Annotated in this window: 17 protein-coding genes; 12 read left to right on the top strand and 5 right to left on the bottom strand. The window is 42.9% G+C overall.

Annotated elements, in window-relative coordinates:
• Positions 1-37 precede the first annotated feature (37 nt).
• From AC1DRQ_RS04350 to AC1DRQ_RS04340, 3 genes are all read left to right on the top strand, one after another.
• The gene (locus AC1DRQ_RS04350; RefSeq protein WP_477422405.1) at positions 38-1,123 is read left to right on the top strand and encodes an SGNH/GDSL hydrolase family protein; all 1,086 of its coding nucleotides are present in this window, start codon (positions 38-40) and stop codon (positions 1,121-1,123) included.
• Between the two features lie 136 nt (positions 1,124-1,259).
• Entirely contained in the window at positions 1,260-1,958 is a 699-nt protein-coding gene (locus AC1DRQ_RS04345) for a CoA transferase subunit A (RefSeq protein ID WP_477422403.1), read from the top strand.
• A 185-nt stretch (positions 1,959-2,143) separates the two neighbouring features.
• On the top strand, positions 2,144-2,800 hold the full coding sequence (locus tag AC1DRQ_RS04340) for a 3-oxoacid CoA-transferase subunit B (protein WP_477422402.1): 657 nt from the start codon (positions 2,144-2,146) through the stop codon (positions 2,798-2,800).
• Between the two features lie 61 nt (positions 2,801-2,861).
• On the opposite strand, the gene AC1DRQ_RS04335 is transcribed toward AC1DRQ_RS04340, so the two are convergent.
• The 4 genes from AC1DRQ_RS04335 to AC1DRQ_RS04320 all read right to left on the bottom strand — a co-directional run bounded on the left by AC1DRQ_RS04335 (position 2,862) and on the right by AC1DRQ_RS04320 (position 6,169).
• Positions 2,862-3,617: an MBL fold metallo-hydrolase gene (locus tag AC1DRQ_RS04335; RefSeq protein WP_477422401.1), complete on the bottom strand. Its 756-nt coding sequence runs from the start codon at positions 3,615-3,617 to the stop codon at positions 2,862-2,864.
• Positions 3,618-3,717: 100 nt separating this feature from the next.
• A complete protein-coding gene (locus tag AC1DRQ_RS04330; RefSeq protein ID WP_477422399.1) occupies positions 3,718-4,350 on the bottom strand; it encodes a uridine kinase family protein in 633 nt (210 codons plus the stop codon).
• Positions 4,343-5,383 (bottom strand): DPBB and LysM peptidoglycan-binding domain-containing protein, encoded by a 1,041-nt coding sequence (locus AC1DRQ_RS04325; RefSeq protein ID WP_477422398.1) that lies wholly within the window; start codon positions 5,381-5,383, stop codon positions 4,343-4,345. Before AC1DRQ_RS04325 ends, AC1DRQ_RS04330 begins: the two co-directional genes overlap by 8 nt.
• A gap of 21 nt (positions 5,384-5,404) precedes the next feature.
• A complete protein-coding gene (locus AC1DRQ_RS04320; RefSeq protein ID WP_477422396.1) occupies positions 5,405-6,169 on the bottom strand; it encodes a DUF4905 domain-containing protein in 765 nt (254 codons plus the stop codon).
• Between the two features lie 95 nt (positions 6,170-6,264).
• On the opposite strand from AC1DRQ_RS04320, the gene AC1DRQ_RS04315 reads away from it, so the two are divergent.
• The 7 genes from AC1DRQ_RS04315 to AC1DRQ_RS04285 all read left to right on the top strand — a co-directional run bounded on the left by AC1DRQ_RS04315 (position 6,265) and on the right by AC1DRQ_RS04285 (position 12,922).
• Entirely contained in the window at positions 6,265-6,744 is a 480-nt protein-coding gene (locus AC1DRQ_RS04315; protein WP_429395423.1) for a Dps family protein, read from the top strand.
• Between the two features lie 166 nt (positions 6,745-6,910).
• Positions 6,911-7,741 (top strand): 5-dehydro-4-deoxy-D-glucuronate isomerase, encoded by an 831-nt coding sequence (gene kduI, locus AC1DRQ_RS04310; RefSeq protein ID WP_429395426.1) that lies wholly within the window; start codon positions 6,911-6,913, stop codon positions 7,739-7,741.
• A gap of 31 nt (positions 7,742-7,772) precedes the next feature.
• On the top strand, positions 7,773-8,591 hold the full coding sequence (locus AC1DRQ_RS04305) for an SDR family oxidoreductase (protein WP_477422393.1): 819 nt from the start codon (positions 7,773-7,775) through the stop codon (positions 8,589-8,591).
• A gap of 178 nt (positions 8,592-8,769) precedes the next feature.
• Positions 8,770-9,552 (top strand): DUF4350 domain-containing protein, encoded by a 783-nt coding sequence (locus tag AC1DRQ_RS04300; RefSeq protein ID WP_477422392.1) that lies wholly within the window; start codon positions 8,770-8,772, stop codon positions 9,550-9,552.
• Between the two features lie 536 nt (positions 9,553-10,088).
• Entirely contained in the window at positions 10,089-11,117 is a 1,029-nt protein-coding gene (locus AC1DRQ_RS04295) for a nitrilase-related carbon-nitrogen hydrolase (RefSeq protein WP_477422390.1), read from the top strand.
• Complete coding sequence (locus AC1DRQ_RS04290) at positions 11,047-12,405, top strand: epoxide hydrolase family protein (RefSeq protein WP_477422389.1); 1,359 nt, start codon at positions 11,047-11,049, stop codon at positions 12,403-12,405. The genes AC1DRQ_RS04295 and AC1DRQ_RS04290 overlap by 71 nt, the downstream gene beginning before the upstream one ends.
• Positions 12,406-12,511: 106 nt before the next feature.
• Positions 12,512-12,922, top strand: coding sequence for a cupin domain-containing protein (locus tag AC1DRQ_RS04285; protein ID WP_477422388.1), 411 nt, complete (start codon positions 12,512-12,514; stop codon positions 12,920-12,922).
• Between the two features lie 100 nt (positions 12,923-13,022).
• On the opposite strand, the gene AC1DRQ_RS04280 is transcribed toward AC1DRQ_RS04285, so the two are convergent.
• The gene (locus AC1DRQ_RS04280; protein WP_429395441.1) at positions 13,023-13,202 is read right to left on the bottom strand and encodes a hypothetical protein; all 180 of its coding nucleotides are present in this window, start codon (positions 13,200-13,202) and stop codon (positions 13,023-13,025) included.
• Between the two features lie 335 nt (positions 13,203-13,537).
• Between AC1DRQ_RS04280 and AC1DRQ_RS04275 the strand changes: the two genes are divergently transcribed.
• Positions 13,538-17,743 (top strand): hybrid sensor histidine kinase/response regulator, encoded by a 4,206-nt coding sequence (locus AC1DRQ_RS04275; protein ID WP_477422508.1) that lies wholly within the window; start codon positions 13,538-13,540, stop codon positions 17,741-17,743.
• A 235-nt stretch (positions 17,744-17,978) separates the two neighbouring features.
• Entirely contained in the window at positions 17,979-18,818 is an 840-nt protein-coding gene (locus AC1DRQ_RS04270; protein WP_477422386.1) for a chromate resistance protein ChrB domain-containing protein, read from the top strand.
• The last annotated feature ends 34 nt before the right edge of the window (positions 18,819-18,852 follow it).

Raw genomic sequence — 18,852 nt, 5'->3', positions numbered from 1 at the left:
CAATAATGTATTTTAGTTCCAATTTCAACTGATCAACATGCGCAAAACCTACTTTATCATTCTGTTTCTCTTTTTTACTGCAGGAATAAGCAACTGTACTGCCCAAAGTGTAGTAATTAAAAGCAAGGATCAGCATATCCGTTATACCGGGCGTATCAACATGACCGATGAAGCGGCAGAACTTTACTGGACAGGTTCATCAATTAAAATTAACTTTAACGGTACCGGCGCCTCGGCCATGCTGCAGGATGAGCGCGGGGATAATTATTTTACCATAATAGTAGATGATAAAGTGATCAATACTATTCACCTGGATAACACCAAAAGGGTTTATACACTTGCCGAAGGTTTGCCAGTCGGGCAGCATAGCCTGGAGTTATTTAAACGTACGGAGTGGGAAATGGGCAAAACCATTTTTTACCAGTTTATTTTAGCCAAAGAGGCTGATATTTTACCTGTGCCTGTTGCTAAAAAACGAAAAACAGAATTTTTTGGTAACTCCATTACCTGCGGATATGCGGTAGAAGATACTACGGGAAAGGACAGGGGCGCTGCTCCCTATGAAAACGGCTATATCAGCTACGCGGCTATTACCGCCCGCCATTTTGATGCCGATTATGTATGCACCTCCAAAAGTGGTATTGGGGTTTTGGTGAGCTGGTTCCCGCTCATTATGCCCGAAATGTATAACAGGCTTGATCCTACTGACCCCACCAGCTTATGGAATTTTTCAAAATATACGCCCGATCTGGTGGTCATCAACCTGTTCCAAAACGATTCATGGATAGTTAAGAAACCCGAAGAGCAGCAGTTTAAGGAAAGGTTTGGCACCAAAGCGCCGGAGCCAGAGCAGATTATCAAAGCGTATCGTGACCTTGTAAAAAACATCCGCAAAAAATACCCTAAAGCACAGATCATTTGCGCATTGGGCAGCATGGATGCTACTAAAGAAGGTTCGCCATGGCCCGGTTACATTGAAAAAGCGGTTGCCGGTTTAAACGATAAAAGCATTTATACCCATTTTTTTCCTTATAAAAACACCAATGGCCATCCCAGCGCTAAGGAACAACAAGTTATGGCCGATGATCTGATCGGCTTTATTGATAAGCAGGTGAAGTGGTGAGATATACCCAATAGCGTCAGGAAATTAGAATTAAGAAGGGAAAACGGTTAGTCGGGTTTTATCTATGGTATTTCTTACGTCTTGATTCTTGACTCTTAATTCTTATATCTAAATTTGAAACAACCAATTATTGAATATGAATAAAGTAGTTAGTGGTGCCGATGAGGCCATCCGCGATGTTGAGGACGGTATGACCTTAATGGTAGGTGGTTTTGGATTATGTGGTTTGCCCGAAAATTGCATAGCCGCCCTGGTTAAAAAGGGAACAAAACAACTTACCTGTATATCAAACAATGCCGGGGTTGATGATTTTGGCATAGGCCTGATGCTGAAACAGCGGCAGGTAAAAAAAATGATATCTTCATATGTTGGCGAAAACGCTGAATTTGAACGTCAGTTACTCAGCGGCGAACTGGAAGTGGAATTGTTGCCACAGGGTACGCTGGCCACCCGCTGCATGGCGGCAGGGTATGGTATGCCTGCTATTTTTACTCCGGCAGGTGTAGGCACCGAAGTTGCAGAAGGCAAGGAAGTACGCAATTTTAATGGTAAGGATTACCTGATGGAAATGGCTTTTGATGCCGATTTTGCCATAGTAAAGGCCTGGAAAGGCGATACTATGGGTAACCTGGTTTTCCGCTCAACCGCGCGTAATTTTAACCCGGTAATGGCCATGGCTGGCAAAATAACTATTGCCGAGGTAGAAGAACTGGTACAACCTGGTGAGCTTGACCCCGACCATATTCATACCCCCGGCATATATGTACACCGGATATTTCAGGGTAAAAATTATGAGAAGCGGATAGAGCAAAGAACGGTGAGGGCGAAGGAGTAGGGGTTTTGTGAATAAAGATTAAGGACATTGGGAATAAGGAGTAAAAACACGAGGATTAAGGACTAAAACCGCGCGTCATTGCGAGGAAGCAGGTCGTAAATGCAAAGCTCGCACTTGTCCTAAAGAGATTGCTTCGTGCCTCGCAATGACGCGTGGGAAGATGAAAAAATTTTCAAATTAACAACATGCTTGATAAACAAGGAATAGCAAAGCGAATAGCTAAAGAAATAAAAGACGGTTACTATGTTAACCTGGGTATAGGTATCCCAACATTGGTGGCCAATTATATACCTGAAACTATGGATGTGGTGCTGCAGTCAGAGAATGGCCTGCTGGGTATGGGGCCGTTCCCGTTTGACGGCGAGGAGGACCCTGATGTAATTAACGCGGGTAAGCAAACCATTACCATGCTACCTGGTTCGGCCATATTTGATTCGGCTATGAGTTTTGGAATGATACGAGCCAAAAAGGTTAATCTGACCATACTGGGTGCTATGGAGGTATCAGAAAATGGCGATATAGCCAACTGGAAGATCCCCGGTAAAATGGTGAAGGGCATGGGCGGCGCTATGGACCTGGTTGCATCGGCCGAAAACATTATAGTAGCGATGCAGCACGTAAATAAGGCCGGCGAATCAAAATTGTTACCCCAATGCTCGCTACCCCTAACCGGAGTTCACTGCGTAAAAAAAATAGTGACCGAATTAGGTGTGTTTGATGTACTGCCCGAAGGCGGCTTTAAACTTCTGGAACGGGCACCGGGTGTAAGCGTGGAAGAAATTAAAAATGCCACTTCCGGTAAGCTGATAGTAGAAGGCGAGATACCGGAGATAGTTCTTTAATTTGAAAATGTGTTAATTTGAAAATACCCGATTTGACTTAAATAGGTATTTTCAAATTAAATTAATGTGCCCACTGTAGCCTGTTGAGCAGTCCGGCTTTTTTAAATTCAGCTTCAATTTCTGTTCGCGATTCGGTGAAGTGCTCCCAGCCTTCAAAATGGAGCGGGGTGATGGTGGCGTTCTTAAAATGCCTGGCCAGTTCAACCGCTTCGGCGGCAGTCATGGTGAGGTGGGCCGGGCCAACTGCTTTTACAACTGCGGCGCCTAAAAATGCAACTACAATTTGTATGTCAAAACGTTTTGAAACTTCTTCAACACCTTCGTACCATACGGTATCGCCGGTTATATAAACGCCGCCGGTTGTATCGCCTTTATAATTTAGTACAAAGCCGGTAACCGGACCGCGGTCGCCACCAACAGGGCCGTGCCTGCATGGTGTACCGGTAATGCTTAATATACGATTGTCTTTAGTAGGTATGTCAATAGTTTGCCAGTTATTAAGCCCAACAGAATTGCTGCCAAGTCGCTCTGCACCCGCCGGGGTGGTAATAACCTGCCCGGCATCACTTAAAAAGCCGCGGCCGGCATTATCAAGATTATCAAAATGATGATCGTGGCTCAATAATACCAGGTCAACATGTGCCAGTTTATCGGCCTTAACCGCTGGGTCGGCCAATTTATGTAAAGTATAAATGTTAGTTGGATAAGCCGATCCCTTCGGGTCAAAAGTAGGATCAGTTAATAGCCTTAATCCGCCTGCTTCAAATAAAGCGGTTGGGCCGCCTATGTACTTTATTTTAATTTCATCTGCAATCATAACAATCAGCAATTTATATTGCTAATTTGAGAATTTGAATAGTTGAAAATGTCTGGTTTTAGTAATCATTTTCAAATATTCAAATCAGCACATCTTCAAATCAAAATAATTTCTTCCTCAAGCCGGCAGATATTTCCTCTGTTACAACAATAATATCCTGGGCAACGTGGCTGTTATTGGTGATGATCCTGTCGCATTCATCTTTGTAGGGCAACAGGTATTCTTTATAGGCTGGTACCACATGGTTTACCCATTTGTACATGGCATCATCGTGCGAATAGCCGCGCTCTATCAGGTCGCGCTTCAGGCGACGACCCATGGCAACTTCTTCGTCGGCTTCAATAAAAATTTTCATGTCCAGCATATCGGCAATATCCCTGAAATGCAGGATAAACAAACCCTCCACAATTAAAATAGGTGCTGGTTTTATTTCCAGCATTTTAGGCACAATGTTGGGATTATTAAAAGTATACTCGGGCTTAATAACGGTTTCATTATTAAAAAGCCTACTGATATCCTGCTGAAAATGCTCATGGTCAATGGTGGATGGCAGATCAAAATTATACTCTTTATTTTCTTCTGACGTCATCTTATGAGCCACGCGAAAATAATAGTCATCCTGCGATACCAGGCACACCTCGTCGGCAGTAAAATGTTCCAGGAAAGATTTCAAAAAAAAGGTTTTGCCAGAGCCACTACCACCGGCAATCCCAATAATATAAGGTTTATTCATTCGGGGTTGGACTGCCGTAACTGATATTTACATGAATGCGTTTATCTAAAGCCCCTAATGCATCGGCAGTGTTCTTGGTCATTACAATAAGCACATCCTTTGTGGCTTCGCTATCAGTAAAACGGCCAACTACTTTAGCATAGGTGGTATGGTTGTTCATAGGGTTGGTGATTTTTATTACTGTACCAATAGGGGCAGTGCGGTGTAATACCAGCTCCTTTTTAGGGTCAAGGCTGGTATCATCAATCCAGGTAGCTACGCCGGTTTCGTTCTTTTCATACAAGCCAAATTTATTGGCCCTGAGTTTATCACCAGCACTATCAAGAGCAGCCACGGTTGAATCCTGTTGTTTTACAACATCCTGTTTTACTACTGATCTTTCTTCTGGCGGCAGGCCTGAGCGGACCTTGATGATCTGGTTTGGAGTAAGGCTGTTTGATGTTAAGCCGTTAAGTTTAGTGATATCCTCAACAGAAGTACCAAAGCGTTTGGCTATTGAAAAAAGCGTTTCGCCTGCCGATACCTTGTACTGTTGTACATTATCTAAATTAAGCGGTTTTGCCGGTGTAGTATCTGCCGATTGTGTTGCACTAGCAGTTGGCTGTTGCATTGTTACCTGGGCTTGCTGCGTAACTGCTTGTTGGGGTTGTGGTTTGCTTTGTTGTTGCGTAACCGCTTGTTGTGGTTGCGGTTTGTTTTGCTGTTGCGTAACCGGTGGCTGCACCTGTGGTTTGGTTTGTGTAACCGTGGGCTGTGTTGTTGCGGCAGTTTGTGTAAATGACTGCTCGGTAGGCACTTTTATAATACCGCCAATTTTAAGCGGCGCGTTATTATTAAACTGTATGATATTTTTAGGGCTTACATTATAGCGGCGACCGATAGAATAGTAATTGTCTTTAGGGTCAAGTTTGTGCAGAACCACTTTTTTGCCGTTCAGGTTTTCAACTCCAACGGAGTCTACAACAGGATTTGCAAAAACGGATATAGAAAGTGTGAGTAGGGGAGCGAACAATAAAAAAAATTTTAATTTCATAATAAATTATAATACAGTAACTTATAAGTGTAAAACTATCAGTGTTGATCTTTCTTTTAAATAGATCAGGTTATTCTTATGTACTACAAACGCCTCGGGCTGCAATTTTTGTATATCGCTGTTCAACAAATCCTGGTAAACAATCGCGCCTTTATCGTTAATAATATATAAGTGCTGTTTGATTTTTTCTTGAAAAAACGTGTGCAAAGATACAATTCTATAACTATTGTGCTCCATATAATGCACCGTATTTCCATAAGGTTCGGCAGGCAATGTCAGCCCTTTTAAAAAAGCAGCGGGCAGCAGTTGCGGGCTGTTAATGTTGTTACGTAATACAGTATCTATTAAAGGTTCGTAAGCCCTTAATGTTTCGCCGGTTTTAATATCGACCAAAAATAATTTTTTAGGCTGTATCTGAGCATTATATACAACCGGACCATTGGCCGATAAATGGTCAAAAGCCAGGGTATAATTGCTCCAGCGGGTTTCGCCGGTAATGCCGTTAATGGCTATAAGACCTTTATGTACCGGCCCTGTTGTTGATTGGTAGTTATGCACCAGCAATACTTCATTATATGCGGCCTCAATGCCGGTGAGCCAGCGTTCGGGAGTGGTAACATCTTTAAAATTAACGTGGCCGTTAAGCAGGTTCACAGCGCCAAAAGCTACTTTTTTTTCTTCGCTGTTCCGTAATTCAACAAACAAAGTGGCGCTTATTTCGTCAATTTCCATACGCCATATAGGCCAGTTAAATTGTTCGTTAATATAAGGTAGCTGCTTTGTCATAAAGTGTGCAAATATGCTCATTAAAATCAAATCTGTTTATATTTACAAAACATTGCAACTAAGCCGTTGTTAAACATTAAAATCACTATTTATATATGAATGCTAAAGAAATAAGTCTGGAAGAAAGTAAAGTAAAACCTGTTGTTGACCATTTGAACGACCTGTTGGCCAATTACCATATTCACTACCAAAAGCTGCGCGGATGCCACTGGAACATTAAAGGTCAAAACTTTTTTACGCTGCATTTAAAGTTTGAAGAATTATATACTGCTGCGTTGGTTACCATTGATGAACTTGCCGAAAGGATCCTTACTTTAGGTAAACCTCCTTACAGCACTTTTAAAGATTATATTGAAACATCAGAAATTAAAGAAATACAAACCATTGGTTTAAAGGATACCAAAATGGTTAAAGCCATTATTGATGATATCGCTGCTTTAATTGCAAAGGAAAGGGAAATACTGGATATTACTGCCGAAGCCGGCGATGATGGTACTAATGATATGGTAAACCGCTTTATGCAGTTTAACGAAAAAAATACCTGGATGCTGCGTTCGTTTGTTAACGAAGACTAATTGCATCTAAATAATTATGAAGCCTCCCGACTACATCGGGGGGCTTTTTTATGCCATTTTACCCGCATTAACAGGCAGCGCAATCGTTTGAGTAGAATAAACAGCCGAATACTTTTGATTTAAAGAAGATACGTTGTAGAATTGTTGAACCAAAAAAAATAAAGCCTTGAAAGTAATACATAGCGTACACCCCGAAGATTTTAAAAGTTATCAAACGGCACAAATAAGGGAGCGGTTTTTAATTGATCAGTTGGTGCAAACCGATAAGCTGAACTGCACTTATACTCATTATGATCGCATGATAGTTGGCGCGGCGCATCCGGTAGCTAAATCGATCGAACTTGAAAATTACCCTAACCTGCGTGCCGACTATTTTTTAGAGCGCCGGGAGATAGGTATCATCAACGTAGCCGGCGATGGCGAGGTAACTGCCGATGGCAAAACATTCCAGGTAAATAAGCTCGATTGCCTTTACATTGGTAAAGGAACAAAAAGCGTAACATTTGCCAGTAAGAACAGCGCGCAACCAGCGGTATTTTATATTCTTTCGGCCCCGGCACATGCGGTTTATCCTACTACATTAATGACCAATGCCGATGCTGCAAAAGTTCATACGGGCTCAAACGAAACTGCCAATAAACGCACCATCAATAAATACATACACCTGGAAGGCATAAAAAGCTGTCAGCTGGTAATGGGCCTTACCATACTGCACGAAGGCAGTGTTTGGAACACCATGCCTGCTCACGTTCATGACCGCCGTATGGAAGCTTATTTTTATTTTGATGTACCCGCCGGGCAGAAAATATTCCACTACATGGGCGAAGGCCAGGAAACACGCCATATCCTGATGGATAATTATGACGCGGTGGTATCGCCGCCATGGAGCATCCACTCGGGCAGCGGTACGGCCAGCTACAGTTTTATTTGGGGCATGGCAGGCGAAAACCTGGACTATACCGATATGGACCCCATTGCTATACCTGACATCAGATAATCAATATATCATTTAAAAAATATAACAAACATTGGAAAATTCATTTTCATTAGCCGGTAAAGTGATCGTAGTGACCGGTGGTACCGGCATACTGGGCGACGCATTTGTAAACGCGATAGTTGAAGCAGGGGGCGCGGTAGGCATACTGGGCCGAAAAAAAGAGGTAGCCGAAGAAAGGGCGGATGCTATCAACAAAAATGGTGGTAAAGCCATTGCTTTGGTGGCCGACGTGCTGAACGAAGAAGAACTTGTAGCTGCTAAAAATAAAATAGTGGATGCATTTGGTCGTGTTGACGGACTGGTGAATGGTGCAGGAGGTAACATGCCCGAAGGTGTTTTGGCACCCGAGGAGGATATTTTTAAAATGAATATTGCGGGCATGAAAAAGGTAATGGACCTCAACACCTGGGGTACTATTATCCCTACACAGATATTTGGCGAGGCTATCGCTAAAACTGCTGGTGCAGGCAGTATTGTAAATATATCATCCATGAACTCCAAACGCGCCATAACCAAAGTGCTGGGTTATAACATTGGCAAGGCCGCGGTTGATTGCTATAACCAATGGTTTGCGGTGGAGCTGGCCAATCGTTATGGCGATAAGATCAGGATGAACGCGCTGGCACCTGGCTTTTTCCTGACCGAGCAAAATCGTAATTTATTAACCAAACCCGAAGGCGGGTACACCCAAAGGGGCGAACTGGTGATCAAACAAACCCCCTTTAAACGTTTTGGCCATGCCGACGAATTAAAAGGCGCGCTGACCTGGTTATTAAGTGATGCCTCGGCATTTGTAACCGGATCAATGATATGTGTTGACGGCGGTTTCTCCATATTTGGTGGAGTATAAGAAATAAATTTTTTGTTCCCCTCTTGAGAGGGGGCGGGTAAGATTGTGATGTAGCAGGGGTGTGTTAATCTGTAAGTAGCATAACACACCCCTGCCATTATACAAAGCCTGCGCTTCCCACTCAAGAAGGGGACAAAACACAAGCTTAAAAACATTATATTTGCWTAAACGCACCTTTATGAACCTGAAGTTAGCTATAATAGCCTTGTTGATGAGCACCGGTTTAGCGGCCAGTGCCCAAACTGTTACGCTCGATTATTATTTTAACCACGAAGTACATAAAGATGCCGCTGGGCAACAGGTACGTTTTCATTACTTGTGGGGTGAGAAACAAAATACAGGGTTCTCCATTTTTGGTGAAGCTTTTACAACAGCAGGCGCCAAGTTAGATTCCCTTGACCAGGCACCAACCACTGATAATTTAAAAGATGTATCCATCTATATTATTGTTGATCCTGATAGCAAGAAGGAAAGCCCCGCGCCCAATTATATGGAGCCAAAGGATGTAGAGCAAATTGCCAAATGGGTAAAAAAAGGCGGTGTGCTGTTACTGATGGCTAACGACAGCGCCAATGTGGAGCTGCCTCATTTTAATACCCTTGCTGCCAAATTCGGGATGCATTTTAATAATGATCTGCAAAACCATGTAATTGATGATGCGCACTTTGAGGATGGTGCCGTAAAAACAACGGGTAACCAGGTATTTAAAACAGCCCACAAAATATACATGAAGGATGTGTGTTCCATAGGCTTAAGCGGCCCTGCAACGTCAGTCCTGAAAAACAGTAGTGGTGCTACTATCATAGCCAGCGCTAAATATGGTAAAGGCACCGTAATTGCCATTGGCGATCCCTGGTTATATAATGAATACACCAACGGCAGGCTCCCAGCCGGTTACGAGAACGATAAAGCTGCAAGCGATGTGGTACAGTGGTTACTGCAGCAGGTACCGGGTAAGTAAATGTCAGCAGATTAACGGTAGCGTTTGGTGAACAGATAATAATATAACTGATATCTGACATATATTTTTGCTTAGTGAGGCAGTAGGTAGTATATTTGCTTTGCAGCATGATGTTCATCCCGCTGCGTATTATTTTCCTGTGGTGTAATGGTAACACTTCTGATTCTGGTTCAGACGATCGTGGTTCGAGCCCATGCAGGAAAACGGATTGGGCAAGCATGAATTTTCATCGCTTGCCCAATTTTTTTATACGCCCTGAACAAACACTCTTATATAAAGGGTTGTGGGTCATAACCGCAAAATAAATATAAAATTTCATCCTGTCCCAGGCATCAGAACGCCCGGCTCACCGATTATTTTGTCTGACTCACCCAGTTTGTGATTGCCCCTAATCTATTACCGCAATACCTTTGAACCGAAAATTAAACAGTTTTCGACAAAATAATTGAATTCAAAGTATGGAAAATTTAAATATCCCCAACCCGAGGGATTTTGTATGTACACTCTGAAGGAAGCGATCTCGTCATCATAAAAAAATGGAAAATATCAAAAAAACAAAAGGAAGTAGAGTTGTAAAAGTTGCAGCTGTACAAATCAGCCCGGTGTTATACAGTTGTGAAGGGACAGTTAAAAAAATTATCAATAAAATTGGTGAGCTGGGAGAAAAAGGTGTACAGTTTGCAACCTTTCCAGAGACTATTATTCCCTATTACCCGTATTTCTCTTTCATCCAGGCTCCCTACATCATGGGAAAACAACACCAACTCCTGATGGATGAGGCGATCGTAGTTCCATCTGCTGATACAGAGGCTATTGGGCAAGCCGCTAAATTGGCCAACATGGTCGTATCGATCGGTGTTAATGAACGAGATGGTGGCTCCATATATAATACGCAGCTATTGTTTGATGCAGACGGAACCTTGATCCAGCGGAGACGCAAACTTACACCCACCTACCATGAGCGCATGGTTTGGGGACAGGGAGATGCTTCCGGATTACGTGCGGTTGACAGTGCAGTCGGGCGTATAGGTCAGTTGGCTTGTTGGGAGCACTACAATCCGCTATTCCGATACGCTATGATAGCTGACGGTGAGCAGATCCACTCTGCAATGTATCCAGGATCTTTTTTGGGCCCATTGCACAGTGAGCAGACAGAAATTAATGTCCGCCAGCATGCCCTTGAATCAGCCTGTTTTGTAGTTTGTGCGACCGGTTGGCTTGATGCCGACCAACAGGCTCAGATTGCAAAGGATACAGGTGGCCCTATTGGCCCAATTTCAGGAGGTTGTTTCACTGCCATTATAGCCCCTGATGGGCAAATAATCGGTGAACCATTAAAATCGGGTGAAGGTGAAGTAATTGCTGATATAGATTTTGCTCAAATAGATGCGCGTAAGCGACTAATGGATGCAAACGGCCACTACAGCCGACCTGAATTAGTTAGTTTGCTTATCGACCGTACCCCGGCAACTCATGTTCAAGAACGAAAAATATATGGCCAGCCAACCGCTGAAAATGGACAATTCCTATCAGACATTAAAATCGTCAAAAATGAAAACGCTTAATATTTTAACCAGAACATTATTACAGGGAATATTGGCTTTGCAGTTTACGATTGCTGCTGCACAGGGCGTATCAAAATCGGATGTAAAAAACGATGAGAGCATCCGACCGTTCAAGGTTAATTTTTCAAATGCCGATTTGAAAAACCTTCGCCAACGTATTTTAGAAACAAGGTGGCCGGAAAAAGAAACTGTTACTGATCAGTCTCAGGGCGTACCGTTGGCGACAGTTCAGCAACTGGCACACTATTGGGCGACAGATTACGATTGGCGCAAAATAGAGACAAAACTGAATGCCTTACCGCAATTTGTGACTAACATTGATGGCCTTGACATTCACTTTGTCCAGGTTCGTTCAAAACATAAAAATGCACTACCCTTAATCGTATCGCATGGTTGGCCGGGCTCACTGCTTGAGCAGATCAAGCTTATCGAACCGCTGACGAATCCAACTGCTTATGGTGGAAAAGTCGAAGATGCGTTCGACGTGATCATACCGTCAATGCCTGGATATGGTTTTTCAGGCAAACCAACAACTACCGGTTGGGGGCCAGAGCGTATGGCCCGGGCCTGGAATGTGCTAATGAAACGCCTTGGATACAAAAGTTACGTTGCCCAGGGTGGCGACTGGGGGGCGTTTGTGGTAGACCAAATGGGCTTGCAGGCACCCGAGGGATTACTTGCCATCCACACCAATATGCCGGCTACAGTGCCGGCATATGTTGATAAGGCACTTTTGGCTGGTGCACCGATGCCATCAGGTTTGTCAGCTCCGGAACAGCGTGCTTATGAGCAACTCGTAAGAACGTTTAAACAAGTCGACTATGCGAGACTGATGGGATCTCGTCCGCAAACCTTGTATGGCATTGCGGATTCACCGGTGGGCCTTGCCTCATGGCTCTTAGATCATAATGATGCTGATAGCCAGCCGGCAGCTACAGTTGCTGCGGGTCTTAACCGAACTACCAGCAGTACTGGAGAACTGACCCGGGATGAGATTCTGGACAATATCACACTTTATTGGCTTACAAACACTGGTGTTTCGGCATCCCGTCTTTATTGGGAATATAAAGGAGGCTTTTTCAACGCCAAGGGAGTTAAGATCCCGGTAGCTGTAACAGTTTTTCCCGGTGAGCAATATGAGGCTCCCCGGAGCTGGACAGAGCAGGCTTATCCTAATCTTATCTATTATAACCAGGCCCCAAAAGGAGGGCATTTCGCAGCATGGGAACAACCACAACTCTTTGCTGAGGAATTAAGGGCAGCTTTTAAATCATTACGCAAATCTTAACCGAAGGGCAACCTCAAACTGGTTGCCCCTCTATAACCAGTAGGAATGAAACTAAGGACAAGTATCTCCGCTGATCAACAAGTCGTGAATTATTAAAATAAAAGAAATGAAACCATATAAAAAACTCCTTTTAAGCCTACTTACTATTTTTAGTTTAACGTTACTCTTTATTCCAGGCCAGGCGATAGCGCAGCAGACCGGAATCGTACGCACCGATCTTCAGCGGCATGATATCAGTGTTGCCGGACACGAGGCTATTCAGGTGCGCGTAGACTTTAAACCCGGTACTGCTTTTGGAATGCATGCCCATCCGGGCGAAGAAATTATCTATGTACTGGAAGGAACATTGGAATATGAGATTGAAGGCGAGCGCCCGGTAACGCTTAAGGCAGGGGATGTGTTTTTTGTGCCGGCCGGTAAAAACCATTCGGCCAAAAATGTAGGTAAAGTGAATGGTGCAGAACTCGCAACCTATATTGTTGAAAAAGGGAAACCGCTCCTGGTTTTAAAAAAATAACGCAATTGCAAATAATTTTTGACGCCCGGTAGGGATAGAATAATTGGTACCGGGGCGCTGCACAGGCAGTGACTTTTCATAACCTGCAGATTTTTCATTTTTATGGTGTTTTCCAGTCATTGTCCGTCAAAACAGGATTGAACTCGATAGAAGTGGTGGTTGTGGTAATCCTGGTTTTGCCGTCAGAAGATTCTGTAGTGGCAGGGTAGGTGATACCATCTGTTTTAGTGAAACCTTTGTATATGGATATATTGGGTAAATTGACGAATGTGCCAGCCAAGCGCGATACCGGTGGTGCCGACAGCGAACAAGGCAGGGCGCATTAACTTTAACATCATTTGCCTCATGGTCAATGAAACCTTACATTTTGAAAACCTATGGTAGCCTGGCAATTTAACAAGGAATTGTACTGCATCATCAATCAGCTATCGTTTATTTTAAACTGTTTACTTTTAATGATTATTGATTAAAAAATAAATCTCTTTCTATACGATAGCACGAGGCTGGCTTTTTATATTTTAACATGCAACTTGTTGATTCTGTATTCGTATACAACATCACCGATCCGTTATTTATCTGTTGCCGGTAAGGCTCATATTTAATATTTGTTTGTTGATGATTAAGACCCGGGCGCTCGTTCACCTGTTTAAGTTTGTTGTACTTTTTACTTGGTTCGTTATACCGGTTAGTAGCTTTGCTCAGCACCAAAGTCTCAAGTTCGAACATCTGGGTACGAGAGAGGGATTGTCACAAATTGATGTAAGCTGTATAGTCCAGGATAGCCGGGGGTTTATGTGGATTGGGACTGGAAATGGGTTAAACCGGTATGACGGATACAAATTTATTAACTACCGTCATGACCCTGAAGATAACAATTCGCTGAGTAATAACGTGATCAGTGACATAGCGATTGATCACACTGGCAATATATGGATAGCCACCAAGAGCGGCTTAAACAAACTGGAAATAAGATCTGGACGGTTCACACGATACCTGCATGATGAAAATTCTGCTCACAGTTTATCAGCTAACACCATTAATAAGATAGTACTGGATTTCAGGGATAATGTATGGATTGCTACTCAAAGTGGCGGCCTGGATTATTTTGACAGAGCAAAAGGCATATTTCAGCATCATGTTCACAATGATGCCGACCCGCTTAGCCTGAGTAATAATAACGTTCACGCAGTACTTGAAGATTCGCGACATCGTTTATGGGTTGGGACCGCATCAGGAGGGTTAGAGCTTTATCATCCCGCTGATAATACCTTTTTAAAATTTGGAACTACATCTCCGGTAACCCTAGCTGGTACCGGACATAGTATTACCTGCATGTATGAAGACAAAACGCGTTTTTTGTTTTTGGGTACAGAATCTGAAGGTATTTTTCGTTTTGACATGGATAATAAATCATTCAGTCATTTTAAAAACATAGTACCCCCCCGTAGAGGAGCCTCTGTAAATACCATTAACAGTTTAAACAAAGATGATTCGGGTAATTTGTGGGTTGGCATGGAGCATGGAGGGATAACCGTGTTGAATAGAACCAACGGTGAGTTTTATAAGTATCAGCACGACGAAATAGATGATAACAGCATCAGGGGTACCAATATTAACGCGCTTTGTAAAGATAAAGCAGGCAATATGTGGGTGGGCGCTTTTGGCGGAGGAATTAATCTATATAAAAAAGCAACGGCCAGTTTTCCAATGTACCGGCATAATTCATCTGCCGGGAGTTTATCCAGTAATTTTGTACTGGATATCTTTGAGGACAGGGACAGGCAAATCTGGATTGGGACGGATGGCGGAGGACTTGATCAATTTGACCGCCGGAACGGGTCTTTTATTCACCATCAGCAACAACCTGCGGGTAAAAATGGCATAGCGGGCAATTATATTTTAGTTACCAGGCAGGCTGCTGACGGCCGCTTATGGATAGGGACATGGGGCGACGGGCTGAGCATATATGATCCCACCACCCATTTATTCGAAAACTTAAAAAAAGATCCGGCTAATCCGCACAGTATCGGTGGAAACAATGTTTATAGCATTCTTCAAACCAAGGATAAGAATACCTGGTTGGGTACTTTTAACGATGGCCTGGACTGTTATAATCCCACGACCAGGCAGTTTAAACATTTCAGGTACAATGCGCTTGATCCACATAGTTTAAGCAGCGACCGGATTTACGATTTATGTGAGGATCATTTTGGTAACTTATGGATAGGAACAAATGATGCCGGCCTTGACCTGTTAGATCGTAAAACCGGTAAATTCAGCCATTTTAAACACAATGATAATAATAACAGCTTAAGCAATAATACCGTAACCGATATTTTTGAAGATAGCAAGGGAGGTTTATGGCTGTGTACCATTGGCGGATTAAATTTATTAGATGTGGCAAGTCGTCATTTTACAGTCTTTACTACTAAAAATGGCTTACCAAGTGATGTGATATACGCTATCAAAGAGGATAACAGCGGCAATCTGTGGATAAGCACGAACAATGGCATATCAAAATACGACCGTGCACAAAAAACTTTTACCAACTATACAACTGAAGATGGTTTGCAGGGTGATGAGTTTAAACCACATGCCGCGTTGAAAAGTAGTGATGGCCAATTGTTTTTTGGCGGCACAAATGGCTTCAACGCTTTTTATCCGTCCCGAATATTAAAACCGGCAAGCTTTTTGCCTTTAACAGTTACTTCCATACAGGTTTTTAACAGGCCGCTTGCTCCTGCAAGGGATAAAAAAGATCCTTCTCCTTTAAAACAAGATATTGCCGACACCAAAACAATAGCCCTGACCTATAAGCAATCTTTCTTCTCGCTTGAATACGCCGCGTTAGATTATGGTGCTGCTGATAAAAAGCAATATGCTTTTAAACTAGATGGATTTGATAAGGACTGGAACTTTGTTGGCGCCCGTAATACCGCATTTTATACCAATATACCTGCTGGAAAATACCTGTTTAAAATCAAATACCGGAACAATTCGGGGCTTTGGTCGCCGGTAAAGACGGCGCTGCAGATTACCATTGTGCCACCATTTTGGCTCACATGGTGGTTTAAATTATTAGTATTGCTCGGTATAGCCGTAGCGCTGTTTAGTAGCAATAGATACCGGATGCGTGTCAACAAATTGCGGCAACAGGTGCTGGAGCGGCAGGTAAGAGAGCGCACGGAACTGTTGGACCGAAAAACCATCGATGAGCACCGCGCCCGGGAACAGGCAGAACAGGCCCGGGAGGAAGCAGAACAGGCCAACGTAGCTAAAAGCCTTTTTTTGGCTACCATGAGTCATGAGATACGTACACCGATGAACGGCGTGTTAGGCATGGCCACCCTGTTGTCTGGTACATCGCTTACCACAGAGCAGCAGGAATATACAGAAACCATCAAGAATTGCGGTGACGCATTATTAAGTGTGATTAATGATATTTTGGATTTTTCCAAAATTGAAGCGGGACACATGGACCTCGATGAACAGGATTTTAATTTACAGAATTGTGTTGAAGGTGTAATGGATGTTTTTGCAGATAGTATATCCCGAAAAAACCTCGATTTAGTTTATTGTATAAGCGAAGAAGTGCCAGACGTTATATGCGGTGATGAATTGCGGTTGAGGCAAATACTCATCAATTTAATTGGTAATGCAGTAAAGTTTACAGACACGGGTGATATATTACTGGAAATTAAAATAGGTGATCCCGGTATAAACAAAACTAAATTGTTATTCCGTGTACAGGATACCGGTATTGGGATTGCTCCAGACAAATTAGGCCGGTTGTTCAAAGCATTTTCGCAAGGTGATTCCACTACGACAAGAAAGTACGGCGGAAGCGGTCTTGGACTTGCAATTAGTAAAAGACTGATTGAATTAATGGGGGGAGAGATTGACGTAATGAGCACGCCTGGTTCTGGAACAACCTTTTGCTTTAGTATCCCTTTGAAACAAGAGGGTGCAATATCCGCTGATCGGGCTACCCATTTGCCGGTTTGGAAGGATAAACGGACTTTGATTGTAGACGATAATGCGATCAGTCGTGGCATGATACAAATGCGACTGGAGAAATATGGATTGATAACCTTGGTTGCAGAATCGGGTAAACAGGCAATAAAATTGTTATCGGAGAATCCTGAGGTGGAATTGCTGATAACGGACTTAAATATGCCCGGAATGAGTGGACTTGACCTGGCGAAAATGGCCCGGGCGACTAACCCTTCGCTGCGCATTATTTTGCTTAGTTTAGTGGGTAATGAACATCAGGGAGCTAATTACCACTTTATTGATGCTGTTTTAAACAAGCCCATAAAATACGATGCCTTGTATAAGGTTATTGGGAATCAATTTATGGGCTTTGCTTTGCCTGAAGCAGAACCTGATCTTGATCAAAAAGTGATTTTTTCCGTTGAATTTGCTCAAAAGTATCCGATCGACATCCTGATCGCCGAGGATAATCTGATCAATCAAAAACTGGCTGTTCACTTGTTAAAAAAGATGGGCTATGAACCTGATGTTGCTTTAAACGGTGCCGAGGTTTTGTGTATGTTACAAAGGAAGGATTACGGCCTCATACTGATGGATGTTCAGATGCCGGAAATGGATGGTTATGAAGCAACGAGAAGGATTAGAAAGGAAAGTGTATTCCAGCCGGTTATTATTGCCATGACGGCAAATGCAATGCCGGGAGACCGGGCCATATGCCTGAAGGCCGGAATGGACGATTACCTGAGCAAACCGATCAACCTGAATGCCCTAATATCGGTTTTGAAAAAATGGAGTAAAGAACCTCTTCGTAAAATAAGGTATCTGTAAACGCCTGTTTCTGCATAAATAAGGTCGGCGGGATGATTAATTCAGGAACCCATAACGATGTCTGTACACCACTTCGGGTTTTAATTATGGGCGATTGACTTATAGGTGGTATTGGTTGTTTAAAAATAATTCAATAAGTAATAACGTAATTCAAATTTGCTACAGATTTATAGGGTATAATCGCCGGGTAACATGCCTTGCAATTAAAAGGGTTAGATTTTTAACTTTGATCATTATGAAATGGATCACCCGAGAACATCCCAAGATTGACCGTATCGCCTGTCCCTGGCTGATCAAACGCTTCATTGATCCTGAAGGCGAGATCATCTATGTACCATTAGATCAGGTGCTGGTTAAATCGAAAGAGTTGGATGCGATTCCTTTTGATGTGCCTGATGTAGAATATAGCCACTACGAAGACCAGTGTTCATTTGATTATTTTCTGAAAAAGCATCGCTTAAAAGACGATGCTTTGTTTCGAATTGCAGCTATCGTTCGTGGTGCAGATACCGACCGCTTTGATTTTGCTCCTCAGGCTGCAGGTTTATCCGCCATATTCTTAGGATTGGCACAAAATATTCAGAACGATCATGAATTGCTGGAACTCGGTATGAAAATATATGATGGTTTGTATACCTGGGCAAAGTATTTATATCAGCAAAAGCATACTCAGGAGCCTGTGGGGCAGCTGTGGCTGGAATTATTCAATAAATTTCTGGTGCAAAAGGGTTCTAAAAAGACGCCTAAATGGGCAAAGGAAATCAAAGCAATGATCCAGGATCAGATCGATACCAATATGAGCTTAAGTTTGCAACAGGTATCTGAGGAACTGGAGATCAACCCCGCCTACTTATCCCGGGAGTTTTCCAAATATTTTGAGAACCTTTCCTTTGGAGATTACATACGAAAAATGCGGATTGAAAAGGCCATGAACCTGATGGAAACTACCGATTATTCCCTTGCGGAGATCGCCTATCTGACCGGCTTTTCCGATCAAAGCCACTTCAACCGGATCTTTAAGAAACAAATGAGCATGAAAGCATCCGAATACAAAAAAAATCTGGCCAAAAAGTAAAACGAGTTCTACCCAGGTAAAAACCGTTCTATTT

Source organism: Mucilaginibacter sp. P4_E8 (assembly GCF_056401495.1).
This window is presented reverse-complemented; position numbering and strand designations above follow the sequence as displayed.

Coding starts and splice junctions, on each gene's coding strand:
- AC1DRQ_RS04350 (WP_477422405.1), top strand. CDS start 38: ATGCGCAAAACCTACTTTATCATTCTGTTTCTCTTTTTTACTGCAGGA.
- AC1DRQ_RS04345 (WP_477422403.1), top strand. CDS start 1,260: ATGAATAAAGTAGTTAGTGGTGCCGATGAGGCCATCCGCGATGTTGAG.
- AC1DRQ_RS04340 (WP_477422402.1), top strand. CDS start 2,144: ATGCTTGATAAACAAGGAATAGCAAAGCGAATAGCTAAAGAAATAAAA.
- AC1DRQ_RS04335 (WP_477422401.1), bottom strand. CDS start 3,617: ATGATTGCAGATGAAATTAAAATAAAGTACATAGGCGGCCCAACCGCT.
- AC1DRQ_RS04330 (WP_477422399.1), bottom strand. CDS start 4,350: ATGAATAAACCTTATATTATTGGGATTGCCGGTGGTAGTGGCTCTGGC.
- AC1DRQ_RS04325 (WP_477422398.1), bottom strand. CDS start 5,383: ATGAAATTAAAATTTTTTTTATTGTTCGCTCCCCTACTCACACTTTCT.
- AC1DRQ_RS04320 (WP_477422396.1), bottom strand. CDS start 6,169: ATGACAAAGCAGCTACCTTATATTAACGAACAATTTAACTGGCCTATA.
- AC1DRQ_RS04315 (WP_429395423.1), top strand. CDS start 6,265: ATGAATGCTAAAGAAATAAGTCTGGAAGAAAGTAAAGTAAAACCTGTT.
- AC1DRQ_RS04300 (WP_477422392.1), top strand. CDS start 8,770: ATGAACCTGAAGTTAGCTATAATAGCCTTGTTGATGAGCACCGGTTTA.
- AC1DRQ_RS04295 (WP_477422390.1), top strand. CDS start 10,089: ATGGAAAATATCAAAAAAACAAAAGGAAGTAGAGTTGTAAAAGTTGCA.
- AC1DRQ_RS04290 (WP_477422389.1), top strand. CDS start 11,047: ATGGCCAGCCAACCGCTGAAAATGGACAATTCCTATCAGACATTAAAA.
- AC1DRQ_RS04285 (WP_477422388.1), top strand. CDS start 12,512: ATGAAACCATATAAAAAACTCCTTTTAAGCCTACTTACTATTTTTAGT.
- AC1DRQ_RS04275 (WP_477422508.1), top strand. CDS start 13,538: ATGATTAAGACCCGGGCGCTCGTTCACCTGTTTAAGTTTGTTGTACTT.
- AC1DRQ_RS04270 (WP_477422386.1), top strand. CDS start 17,979: ATGAAATGGATCACCCGAGAACATCCCAAGATTGACCGTATCGCCTGT.